Genomic DNA, 12,068 nt, shown 5'->3' with positions numbered 1-12,068 from the left:
GAAGTCCTTTGGCTGAAATCATCGTAGTCACCTCCGGCAAGGGCGGCGTCGGCAAGACCACTTCCAGCGCCAGCTTGGCCTGCGGCCTGGCGAAACTGGGCAAGAAGGTGGCGGTGATCGACTTCGACGTCGGCCTGCGCAACCTCGACCTGATCATGGGCTGCGAGCGCCGCGTGGTGTACGACTTCGTCAATGTCGTGCACGGCGAAGCCACCCTCAAGCAGGCCCTGATCAAGGACAAGCGCTTCGACAACCTGTACGTGCTGGCTGCCTCGCAGACCCGCGACAAGGACGCCCTGACCCAGGAAGGCGTGGGCAAGGTGCTCAAGGACCTGGCCGCCGACGGCTTCGACTACATCATCTGCGACTCCCCGGCCGGCATCGAGAAGGGCGCCTTCCTGGCGATGTACTTCGCCGACCGCGCCGTCGTCGTGGTGAACCCGGAAGTGTCGTCGGTGCGCGACTCGGACCGCATCATCGGCCTGCTCGACTCGAAGACCCACAAGGCCGAGTCCGGCCAGAACGTGCCGGCCTTCCTGCTGCTGACCCGCTACAGCCCGGCCCGCGTGGAAACCGGTGAAATGCTCAGCATCACCGACGTGGAAGAAGTGCTCGGGCTGAAGGCGATCGGCGTGATCCCGGAATCGGGCGACGTGCTGAACGCCTCCAACAAGGGCGAGCCGGTGATCCTGGATCCGGAATCGGCCGCTGGCCAGGCATACGGCGATGCGGTGGCACGCATCCTCGGCGAAGAGCGCCCGATGCGCTTCACCTCGGTGGAGAAGAAGGGCTTCTTCAGCAAGCTGTTCGGAGGGTAAGCATGGGCCTGTTCGATTTCCTCAAGACCAAGAAGACCACCGCCGAAACGGCCAAGAACCGCCTGCAGATCATCATCGCGCAGGAACGCAGCCACCGTGGCGGCCCGGATTACCTGCCGCTGCTGCAGCGCGAGCTGCTGGAAGTGATCAAGAAGTACGTGAACATCGACGCCGACGCGGTCAAGGTGGACCTGGTCAAGGACGGTGAGCACGACGTGCTGGACATTTCGGTGGCCCTGCCGGAAGGCCCGCAGCAGTAATTCATTCCAAGGCCCCTTCCCTGCCGGGAAGGGGCGCACGACGCAAACGCCATGACCGCCACCGCCGAAGCAGAACCGCAGGTCACCCGCGTGGGCGACATCGATTTCAACGACGCCGTGGCGTTGCTGGACCGGCACGCGCTGCGGCTGCACCGCGTGGCCGATGGCGCACCGATTCCCGGGAGTTACTGGGGCGAACCCGAAGCGGGGATCATCGCCAGCGACGTGTATGTGCGCAGCGATACCCCCGTGCATTCGATGCTGCACGAGGCCTGCCACCTGATCGTGCTGCCGCCGGAGCGGCGTGCGCTGGTGCACACCGATGCGACCGATTCGGTCCCGGAAGAAGATGCCACCTGTTACCTGCAGATCGTGCTGGCCGGGCAGCTGCCCGGTGTGGGCAGCGCGCGGTTGATGGCCGACATGGATGCGTGGGGGTATACGTATCGGTTGGGGTCGACGCAGGCGTGGTTCGAGCAGGATGCCGAAGATGCCAAGGCGTGGTTGGTTGAACGTGGGTTGTTGGACCCGTAAACGATCCGGCACCGCGTGGGACACGCATGGCGTGTCGCTACGCTTCGGGGACCGCGTAGTGACACGCCATGCGTGTCATCGCGGCGCCCGACCCAGGCGAATCACCCCGCCCCGGCCAGCGCCCGCAACGTGATCCCCACGATGTACGCCAGGTACGTGCCCGTCGCATAGCCCATGGTCCCCAACAGCACGCCCACCGGCGCCAGCGACGGATGGAACGCGGCCGCCACCACCGGCGCCGATGCGGGCCCACCAATGTTCGACTGCGACCCGATCGCGAAATAGAAGAACGGCACCTTCAACGCCATCGCCAGTGCCAGCAGCAGCGCGATGTGCACCACGATCCAGATCAGGCCCAGCGCGAACAGCCACGGGCGTTCCAGCAGCGCCAGCAGGTCCATCTGCATGCCGATGCAGGCGATCAGGAAGTACAGCAACAGCGAACCCAGCTTCGAAGCGCCCGCCCCTTCCAGGTTGCGCGCCCTGGTGAAGCTCAACGCCAGGCCGCAGGTGGTGGAGATCACCACCACCCACACGAACGGCGCGTCCAGGCTGAACTGCGATGCCCACGCCACGTGCCCCTTGAACCAGGCCGAGACCGGCCCGGCAATCGCATGCGACAGGCCCACGGTGCCAAACGCCACCGCCACGATCAGCATCAGGTCGGTCAGGCTGGCCACGCGCTCATGCTCGGCCTGGAACTTCTCGATGCGCAGTTTCAGCTCGTCGATCGCCGAGGTATCGGCCCCGGTGCGGGCATCGATCTTCGCCGCGCGCCCGGCCAGGAAGATCAGCACCGCCATCCACACATAGCCCACGCCCACGTCCACCACTGCAAACTGGCCGAAGGTGGTGGCGTTGACGTCGAACACTTCGCGCATGGCCAGCATGTTGGCGCCGCCGCCGATCCAGCTGCCGGCCAGCGCCGCCATGCCCGACCAGGTATCGCCGGCCACGGTTTCCGGGTGCACCCACTTCATCAGCATGAAGGCCACCACCGCGCCGATCATGATGCTGAGCGAAGCGCCCAGGTACATCACGATCAGCTTCGGTCCCAGCCGCAGGATGCCCTTGATGTCCACCGCCAGGGTCAACAGCACCAGGGCGGCGGGCAGCAGGATGTCACGCGCGACCGGGTTGTACAGGCTGGTGTTCTGCCCATCGATCAGCCCAACCGTGTTGTAGACGCCGGGGATCATGTAGCACAGCAGCAGCGCCGGAACGAAAGTGTAGAAACGCTTCCACAGCCCCTGTTCGCGCGAGGCGGTCCAGAACACGCCGCCAAGGGTGGCGGCGATCAAACCAAAGACGACGATATCGTTCTGGATCAGGGGCATATGGAGGTCCTTATTCCCCGATGTGCTGCTTCAGCCAGCCGTTCACCGTGTCATGCCACTGCACGCTGTTCTGCGGCTTCAGCACCCAATGGTTTTCGTCCGGGAAGTACAGGAACTTCGACTCGATGCCCTGGCGCTGCGCGGCGGTGAACGCACCCAGGCCCTGTTCGACCGGAATGCGGAAGTCGAGCTGGCCGTGGATGATCAGGATCGGCTTCTTCCAGTCAGCCACGTGGTTGACCGGGTTGAAGCGCTCGTAGTTCTCCGGCTTGGCGAACGGCGTACCGCCCTGCTCCCACTCGGTGAACCACAGCTCTTCGGTGGCGTAGCCCATCATGCGCTGGTCGAACACGCCGTCATGGTTGACCAGGCACTTCCACGGCTCGTTCCAGTTGCCGGCGATCCAGTTGACCATGAAGCCGCCGTAGCTGGCGCCCAGCGCACAGGCCTTGTCGCCGTTGAGGAACGGATACTGCTTCTGCGCGGCTGCCCAGCCCTTCTGCAGGTCTTCCAGCGGGCGGTCGCCCCAGTGCTGGCTGATCGCGTCGGTGAAGGCCTGGCCGTAACCGGTGGACCCGTGGAAATCGATCATCACCACCGCGTAGCCCTGGCCCGCGTAGGTCTGCGGGTTCCAGCGGTAGCTCCAGCCGTTGCCGAAGCTGCCCTGCGGGCCACCGTGGATCAGGAACGCCACCGGGTAGCTCTTGCCTTCCTGGTAGTTGTACGGCTTGACCACGTAACCGTGCACGGTTTCGTTGTTCCAGCCCTTGAACTGGAACTGCTCGTAGTCTCCGAAGGCCACGTCCGGCAGCATCTGGCCGGCGCTCGGGGTGATCTCGCGCGGGCTGCTGCCGTCGACACCGGCCACCACGATCTGGTCGCCGCTCTTGAGGCTGTTCTTCGTGTACGCCAGCGTGCCACCGGCGATCACCGGCGAACCGATGCTGCCGCCCTCGGCCACCACGGTGGCCTTGCCGGTCGCGATGTCGATGTTGAACAGACGGTGTTCGCCCAGGTCATCGGCGGCGGTGTAGAAGCTCTTGCCATCTTCGGACAGCACCACTTCGCCGGCCGAACGGTCCCAGCCCGGTGCGATTTCGCGGGTCTTGCCCGAGGCCAGGTCCATCGCCATCACGCCGAAGCGGTCGGCTTCGAAGCCCGGGCGCTTCATGGCGCGGTAGTACAGGGTGTTGCCGTCGGCGCTGAACACCGGGCCGGCGTCCCAAGCGGGGTTGGCGGCGGTCAGGTTGACCGGCGCCTGCTTGCCGTCGGCGTCCAGGCGGTACAGGTCGAAGTTGGTCGACCAGGCCTCTTCGCGGCCGGCCACGCGGATGCTGGCCACCACGGTCTTGCCGTCCGGCGCCCAGGTGAAATCGTCATTGCCGCCGAACGGCTTGGACGGCGCATCGCCGGCCAGGGTGGCGCTGATCGCCGAAGCGCCCTTCACTGCGGCCGCCTTGCCGGTCGGCAGCGGGGCCACGAACAGGGTGTTGCGGCGGCCGTCGTTCCAGGTGTCCCAATGCCGCACGAACAGGCTGTCGAACACCTCACCGGTGTTCTTGCGCGCCTTGTGCGCGTCGAGCTTCTTGCTGGTGCAGGCCAGGTCCGAACCGCAGTCCTGGAACACGCCGGCGCTGAACGCCACGCGGTCGCCCTGCGGCGAGATCTGGTAGCTGTCCACGTCCACCGCGAAGTCGGTCAGCTGGCGCGGGGCGCCGCCGGCCAGCGGCATCGCGTACAGCTGCTGGCTGCCGCCCTTGGCGCTGAGGAAGTACACGGTCTGGCCGTCGGCCGAGAGCGCGGCCGAGTTGACGTTCCAGCCGGCCGGGGTGAGCGGCTTTGGCGGCGCGGCGTCGCGGGTACGCAGGTTGCGGATGAACAGGCCGGTGCTGGCCTTGCTGTCACTGCCGAGCACGCGCTTGGCGAACACCACGTTGCCGCCGTCGGCGGTCAGCAGCGGGGCCGAAACCCGATCCAGCGCGATCATGTCGCGCACATCCAGGCCACGCGTGGCAGCCAGCGACGGCAGCGCGGTCAGCAGGCACAACGGCAACAGGGCGTAACGAAGCTTCATCGGGTTCTCCGCGGAACGGCAAAACGCCGATGGTAATGGCGCGAATGCCCCCGGTGCAAAGGCCACTCGTCATGGCACCCGGTCCACATGGAGGTGCCGAAGACCGCTTGGTTGCCGGCCGGCGGCCGGCACTACCTCAGATGCGACAAACCCCGCCGGAGCGGGGTTTGTCGGGTTCAATCAGCGGTCGAATCAGGCCGAATGGGCTTTCTTGCCGGTCCGGTAGATCAGCCAGCCCACCAGGAACAGCACGGCCAGGCCGATCCACTGCGCGGCCGGCAGGCTGAACGGCACTGCCAGCACGTCGGCGCGGCCGCTGGCCACGATCGGGATCGCAATGGCGATGCCCATCAGCGCCTCGCCGGTGATCAGGCCGGCGGCGAACAGCACGCCCGGCTTGTGCACGCGGTCGCGGCCTTCCTCATCGTCGGCACGCACCTTGTGGAAGCGCTCGACCAGGTAGGAGATCAGGCCGCCCAGGAAGATCGGCACCATCAGTTCCAGCGGCAGGTAGATACCGATGGCCGCGGCCAGCACCGGCACGCGGAAGCGCGAACCGCGCGCCTTCAGCCAGCTGTCGAAGGCGATGATGGCCGCACCGATGCCCGCACCGATGGCGATGAAGTCCCACGGCAGCTGGCCGCCGAACAGGCCCTTGGCCACCGAGGCCATCAGGTTGGCCTGTGGTGCCGCCAGCGCGTTGGGATGCTCGGCGGTCGGCGCACCGATGCCGTAGGCGGTGGCCAGCAGGTTCAGCACCGGCGCCATGATCAGCGCGCACGAGAACGCGCCGATACCCAGCATCAGCTGCTGCTTCCACGGAGTGGCACCGACGATGTAGCCGGCCTTGAGGTCCTGCAGGTTGTCGCCACCCACCGCTGCGGCGCAGCACACCACCGCGCCGATCATGATCGCCGCCACCGCGCCCAGCGGAGCGCCGCCGACGCCGACCGGGGTCAGGCCGCTCTTGCCCAGCAGCACCACCAGCACCGCCGAGGCGAACAGGATGGTGGAGATGGTGATGCCCGAGACCGGGTTGTTGGACGAGCCGATCAGGCCGGCCAGGTAGGCCGAGACCGAGACGAACAGGAAGCCGGCCACGATCATGATGATGGTCATCGGGATCGAGACGTGCCACTGGCCGACAATGGCCTGGTACAGCGCCAGCAGCGGCAGGGTGAACACCACCAGCGCCACCAGCATCCACTTCATCGGCAGGTCGCGCTCGGTGTGCGCCACCACCGGGCCACCGCTCTTGCGCGCCGCGGCGAAACCGCTCTTGACGCCATTGAGCAGCGACTTGCGCAGCGAGATCAGGGTCCAGATACCGCCGATCAGCATCGCGCCCACGCCCAGGTAGCGCATCTTCGCGCTCCAGATGGCGAACGCTGCGTCGGTGGACGAAGCAGTGGCGATCGACGCGGCCAGGCCGGGATCGGTGTTGAGGAAGAATGCCTGGTACAGCGGAATGGCAATGTGCCAGGTCAGGATCGAGCCGGACACCACCACGATGCCGACGTTCAGGCCGACGATGTAGCCCACGCCGAGCAGCGCCGGCGACAGGTTGGTGCCGATGAACGCGGTCACCTTGGAGCTGCCCACGTAGGCCGAGGTCGCCCAGGCGTCCGGGATCAGGCGCATGCCGCTGGCAGCGGCAACCTTCACCGCCGCACCGATCACGGCGGAGATGGCGAGGATCTTCAGGCCGGGGCCCGGGTTCTCACCGGCCTTGAGCACTTCGGCCGCAGCCTTGCCTTCCGGGAACGGCAGCGGGTCTTCGACGATCATCGAACGCCGCAGCGGCACCGAGAACAGCACGCCGAGCAGGCCACCCAGGCCGGCGATGCCGAGCACCCACCAGTACTTGAAGTCCGGCCAGTAACCCATGATGACCAGCGCCGGGATCGTGAAGATCACGCCGGCGGCGATCGACGAACCGGCCGAGGCGCCGGTCTGCACGATGTTGTTCTCCAGGATCGTGCCGCCGCCGAGCAGGCGCAGCACCCCCATCGAAATCACCGCCGCCGGGATCGCGGTGGCGATGGTCAGGCCGGCGAACAGACCCAGGTAGGCGTTGGCCGCCGACAGGATCACCGCCAGCACGATGGCCAGCACCACCGCGCGGAGCGTGAGCTGTTTGGGCGCAGCGTCGTTGTTGTTCATGGATGCCCCTGTTGGCAAAAAATCCTGTCAAACCTAGCGTTCATGCCAAAACAAGGCAACCCGTGCCGAATGGCATGCCCGATCCGCCGTGATCGGCAAGGCCGGTCGGCGGGACGGGCAAGGCCATTTGTTATATTATATCAATCCCGTGGCTGGACGCGGTCCGAACGGTGATAATCGCGCCCTGTTTTGTCGCCTTCGGCCCGATGACCACCACTGCCCTGCCTGCTTCCGACGATTTCCTCGGTCACCCGAAAGGCGTCTACGTCTGTTTCTTCACCGAGATGTGGGAGCGCTTCTCCTTCTACGGCATGAAGGCGTTGCTGCTGCTGTACCTGACCAAGTACCACCTGTTCGGCGACAAGGCCGGGCTTGACCTGCTTGGCGCCTACGGCGGCCTGGTCTACTGCATTCCGGTGTTCGGCGGCCTGCTCGCCGACCGCTGGCTGGGCATGCGCAAGGCCGTGGTGTTCGGTGGCGTGCTGCTGGTGCTGGGCCACCTGGGCATGGCCTTCGAAGGCCACGCCGCCGCCCGCATCAACGGCGAGGTGGTGCGCGACAACGCCGCGCTCGGGGTGACCTACCTGTCGCTGGCGCTGATCATCATGGGCGTGGGCTTCCTCAAGCCGAACATCTCCACCATCGTCGGCAAGCTTTATCCCGAGAACGATCCGCGCCGCGATTCCGGCTTCTCGCTGTTCTACGCCGGCATCAACCTCGGTGCGCTGTTCGCCTCGCTGGTGTGCGGCTTCCTTGGCGAAGCGTATGGCTGGAAGTACGGTTTCGGCGCCGCCGGCATCGGCATGGTGGTCGGCCTGGTGATGTTCCTGTGGGGCCAGAAGTACCTGCAGGGCCACGCCGAACCCACCGACCCGGTGGCGCTGCGCCAGCCGGTGTTCGGCCTGCGCCGCGAATGGCTGATCTACGTGGCCGCCGTGCTCGGCGTGGTGCCGGTGGCCGCCCTGATGTGGGCGGCCGCCAACGGCGCCTTCGCCCTCGGTGGCGAAATCAGCCTGGCGCTGATGCTGATGATCGTCGTGCTCGGCGCGGTGCTGGTCTGGTTCGCCTGGTTCACCGGCACCCGCTGCAACCCGGTGCAGCGCCAGCAGATGATCGCGCTGATGGCCCTGATCTTCATGGCACTGGTGTTCTTCACCCTGTACGAGCAGACCTACGGCTCCTGGGTGACCTTCACCGACCGCATGCTGACCAAGGACCTGGTGCCCGCACTGGTAATCCAGGGCGGCACGCCGCTGCCGTGGTCGATCGCCTCGCTGCTGCTGGCCCCGCTCGGCTTCGTGGTGGCCGCACGCCTGTCCGAGCGCAACCCCGGCTCGACCGCGCCGCGCAATCTGTTCATCGCCATCGTCGCGCTGATGCTGGTGATGCTGATCCGCGACTGCCTGGTGATCCCGCAGACCGCCGGTTCGCTGACCTACCTGGGCGGCCTGTTCCTGGTGGTGCTCGCCCCGCTGTTCGCCGCACTCTGGGCGTGGCTGGACAAGCGTCGGCTGGATCCTTCCAAGCCGGTCAAGTCGTCGCTGGGCCTGGTGTTCGGCGCGCTGTCCTTCATTCCGCTGGCACTGGCCGCGCAGCAGGTCGGTGCGACCGGGCAGATGGCCAGTGTGTGGTGGCTGGTGCTGGCCTACCTGGTGCTGGAGATCGGCGAGATGTGCCTGTCCCCGGTCGGCCTGTCGGCGGTCACCCAGCTGGCCGCACCGCGCATGGTCAGCCTGATGATGGGCACCTGGTTCCTGGCCACCGCGTTCTCCGAAACGCTGGCCGCGCTGTTCGGCAAGCTCGCCGCGATCGAGGTACCCGAAGGCGAAACCATGAACATCGCCAGCGCCGCGGCCAGCTACGAACACCTGTTCTGGCTGCTGATGTGGATCGGACTGGGCTGCGCCGCCGTGGCACTGGCGGGGTCGCCGTTGTTGAAGCGGATGATGCACGGGGTGAAGTGACACGGGCGCTGCACCCCTGCACATAAACGCTTCTTAACACCATCCGACCCAGTCACACTTTGCGGGCGTTGAAACAAGTTGTAGATACAGCCAGACCGCGGCTGACCACCATGGCGCTCCCACGTGCAGACCTGCCCGACGCAGCTGCACGTTTTCCCCGATGCGTCCATGGAGTTTCCAATGTCACCCGCTGTTCCTACCCGTCGGCCGTTGGCCGTCTTTGTCGCACTTGCCCTGTGCAGTTCCCTCGCCGCGCCCGCCCACGCCGACGAAGACGTCGACTGCACGACCACGCCCGATCATCTGCAGTGCGACGAGAGCGACGACAGTAACGGCGAATCGCGCGGCATGAGCGCGTGGCTGCTGGGTGGCCTGGCCCTGGCTGGCGGCGCTGCTGCGGCAGCCGGTGGTGGCGGTGGCGGTGGTAGCGATGGCGGCGGCAATGGCGGCGGCGGTGGCAGCCTCCCGCCCGGCAGCGAAAGCGGCCAGTACGGCGGCAACCAGCACCTGGCGGCGCCCGGCAGCGACGTCACCTGGGACCGCAACGTGGAAACCCGCGTGGTCGGCAACGCCCGCAACGAAGGCACCCTGCACATCAGCGCGGGCACCCTGGCGGTGCGCAACGACGGCGAGCTGCGCAACACCGGCACCCTGCGCATCGGCCAGGCCGCACGCCTGCTGCTGGAGAACGACGGCGAGCTGGACAACCACGGGCGGCTGGAACTGCACGGGCAGCTGCACCTGCAGCGCGACGGCAGCCTGGAAAACCATGGCACCCTGGTCGCGCAGGACGCCAGCATCCGCATCGACGGCGACTCGGATATCGAGAACCTGGGCAGCATGGAGCTGCGCGACACCGTGGTGACCCTGAGCGGTGAAAGCGAATTCGACAACGGCGAGCGCCGCCGGAATGCCAGCCTGCTGGTCGACGGCGGAGGCTTCGTGCTGGGCGGCATGGCCGAGTTCGACAACCATGGCACCGTCAGCGCGCGCGGCACGCTCAACCAGGGCGCCCTGGTGCATGCGGTGACCGCGCGGGTGGGCAACGAGCGCGACCCGATCGAGGCGTTCGACAACCACGGCCAGATCACGCTGGACGGCAACGCGCGCGTGCTGACCCTGGTCGCCGACAGCCACGCCAGCAGCGGCGTCAACCGCGTCGGTGGACGCATCACCAGCAACGCACGCAACCAGTCGGCGATGCATGCCGAAGGCAGCCACGCCACCCTGCTCAACCAAGGCACCCTGACCGTCACCGGCGACGGCGCAGTGGCGATGTCCGGCGCGCGCGGCGCCACGCTGATCAACGACGGCGTGATCAACCTGGGCGTGGCCGGCGGCCAGAATGGCCAGAACATGGTCGCAATGCAGTCCGACGGCTCGGCCACCCTCAACAACCGCCGCGGCGGGGTGATCAACATCCACGCCGACAACTCGCACGCGTTCCGCATGGGCGCGAACGGCGGGGGCCGCCTGATCAACAACGGCCAGGTCAACGTGTTCGGCGCCGGCAGCGGCGTCCACGCCGACCTGCCCACCCAGAACGCCGACCGCCCTGCCCCGGACCTCGGCTGGCAGGCGCCGCGCGGGATCAGCGGCTACACCGTGGGCACCAATGCCGACGGCAGCGCCGGGCAGATGGTGCTGCATGAAGGCGGCGAACTGTCCGACGTGCACGTGGATACCGGCTTTACCCGCGGTACCGATGCCTCGCAGATCCGCCTGGAAAAGGTGTTCGTGGGCGCCGACGGCGGCGAGCAGAACATCAGCAGCGCCACCGTGGTCTGGCAGGCCCAGGCCGAGCGCGACGCCGCCGGCAACGTCGACGTGGTGATGACCCGCAACGACTACCGCGACCTGGCCGATGCCGGTGGCCACGGCATTGCCGCCGCGCTGGAAGCGGGCTACGCCAGCAACGCGCTGTACCACAGCCTGGAAGTGGCCAGCGGCGCCGAGTTCAACTACGCGCTCAACCAGCTCTCCGGTGCCGGCCTGGCCATGGCCGGCATGCGCCTGACCGCCAACGGCGATGCGTTCTGGTCGAGCCTGGCCCGCGCCACGCCGGCCAGCGGTTACCGCATGGTGGCGTTCGGTCCGGGTTCTGCCAGCGCTTCCGGCGTGCAGGGCGTGGGCACCGGCATGCAGATGGCGATGTCGCTGGGCGGTGGTCGGCAGCTGCAGCTGAGCACCGGCCTGCTCGGCTCGGACTTCTCCACCGACGGCGGCCAGACCCGCTCGCAGTCGCGCTTTGCGGGTATCGGCATGGCGCAGTCGCTGGGTGCGTTCACCCTGCAGCACACGCTGGGCAACGAATGGCACCAGACCGACGGCCAGCGCCAGCTGCACTGGGGCAACACGCGCATGAGCGCGCACAGCCAGCGTGCCTTGTCGCGCGTGCGGCTGGGCAGCACGCTCAGCACCGAGATGGTGGCTGCCGGCCTGCACTGGCAGCCGCGGCTTGGCGCGTCGGCCTACCATGCGCGCGAAGGCGCGTTCCATGAGGTGGGGGCCGACGCCCTCGGCCTGTCGGTGGATGCCGGCACCCGCAGCGGCATGCAGCTGGAACTGGGCAGCTCGGTGAGCGGCCCGCTGGGCAACGGCTGGACGCTGCGTGGCGACGCGGCCCTGTTTGGCTCCATGGCACATCGCGCCAGCGCGCGCAGTGCCACCCTGCACGGTGCCGGCGACCACGCCTTCGCGGTACCCGGCCTGGCCCCCACGGGCATGGACTACCGGGTCATGCTGGGCGCGGATTACCGCTACCGCCGCGCCAACCTGGGCGGTGCGGTCATGGCCGAGCGGCTGCTCGGAGTCCGCGACGTGCAGGCGCAGATGCAGCTGCAGATGGCGTTCTGATCGCCCTCACGTAACGTAGAAAACGCCCGCGCCACCGGTCACGGTTGCGCGGGCGTTGCCGT

Annotated in this window: 8 protein-coding genes; 5 read left to right on the top strand and 3 right to left on the bottom strand. The window is 67.3% G+C overall.

The window, feature by feature from the left end; translation table 11 throughout:
- Positions 1 to 8 precede the first annotated feature (8 nt).
- The 3 genes from minD to HGB51_RS12375 are packed head-to-tail and all read left to right on the top strand — an operon-like array spanning position 9 to position 1,612.
- Positions 9 to 818: a septum site-determining protein MinD gene (gene minD, locus HGB51_RS12385; protein ID WP_070206829.1), complete on the top strand. Its 810-nt coding sequence runs from the start codon at positions 9 to 11 to the stop codon at positions 816 to 818.
- Positions 819 to 820: 2 nt separating this feature from the next.
- Positions 821 to 1,078 carry a cell division topological specificity factor MinE gene (gene minE, locus HGB51_RS12380; RefSeq protein ID WP_070206828.1) on the top strand — a complete coding sequence of 86 codons (258 nt, stop codon included), beginning with the start codon at positions 821 to 823 and terminating at the stop codon, positions 1,076 to 1,078.
- Positions 1,079 to 1,129: 51 nt separating this feature from the next.
- Positions 1,130 to 1,612, top strand: coding sequence for a hypothetical protein (locus HGB51_RS12375; RefSeq protein ID WP_070206827.1), 483 nt, complete (start codon positions 1,130 to 1,132; stop codon positions 1,610 to 1,612).
- Positions 1,613 to 1,713: 101 nt separating this feature from the next.
- Here the strand turns inward: HGB51_RS12375 and HGB51_RS12370 are convergent, their stop codons facing one another.
- The 3 genes from HGB51_RS12370 to HGB51_RS12360 form a co-directional block, all read right to left on the bottom strand.
- The gene (locus HGB51_RS12370; RefSeq protein ID WP_070206826.1) at positions 1,714 to 2,949 is read right to left on the bottom strand and encodes a DUF819 family protein; all 1,236 of its coding nucleotides are present in this window, start codon (positions 2,947 to 2,949) and stop codon (positions 1,714 to 1,716) included.
- A gap of 10 nt (positions 2,950 to 2,959) precedes the next feature.
- Positions 2,960 to 5,023, bottom strand: a complete 2,064-nt coding sequence (locus tag HGB51_RS12365) for an alpha/beta hydrolase family protein (RefSeq protein WP_070206825.1) — start codon at positions 5,021 to 5,023, stop codon at positions 2,960 to 2,962.
- Between the two features lie 192 nt (positions 5,024 to 5,215).
- Entirely contained in the window at positions 5,216 to 7,186 is a 1,971-nt protein-coding gene (locus HGB51_RS12360) for an OPT family oligopeptide transporter (RefSeq protein WP_070206824.1), read from the bottom strand.
- A gap of 206 nt (positions 7,187 to 7,392) precedes the next feature.
- Here HGB51_RS12360 and HGB51_RS12355 point away from each other — a divergent pair, with 206 nt between their 5' ends.
- Both HGB51_RS12355 and HGB51_RS12350 read left to right on the top strand, forming a co-directional pair.
- Positions 7,393 to 9,150 (top strand): peptide MFS transporter, encoded by a 1,758-nt coding sequence (locus HGB51_RS12355; RefSeq protein ID WP_070206823.1) that lies wholly within the window; start codon positions 7,393 to 7,395, stop codon positions 9,148 to 9,150.
- Positions 9,151 to 9,330: 180 nt separating this feature from the next.
- Entirely contained in the window at positions 9,331 to 12,006 is a 2,676-nt protein-coding gene (locus HGB51_RS12350) for an autotransporter outer membrane beta-barrel domain-containing protein (protein WP_141739048.1), read from the top strand.
- The last annotated feature ends 62 nt before the right edge of the window (positions 12,007 to 12,068 follow it).

The organism is Stenotrophomonas bentonitica, assembly GCF_013185915.1.
Taxonomy (GTDB): domain Bacteria; phylum Pseudomonadota; class Gammaproteobacteria; order Xanthomonadales; family Xanthomonadaceae; genus Stenotrophomonas; species Stenotrophomonas bentonitica.
Note: the sequence above shows the minus strand (reverse complement) of the source record. Positions and strands in the feature narration are given on the sequence as shown.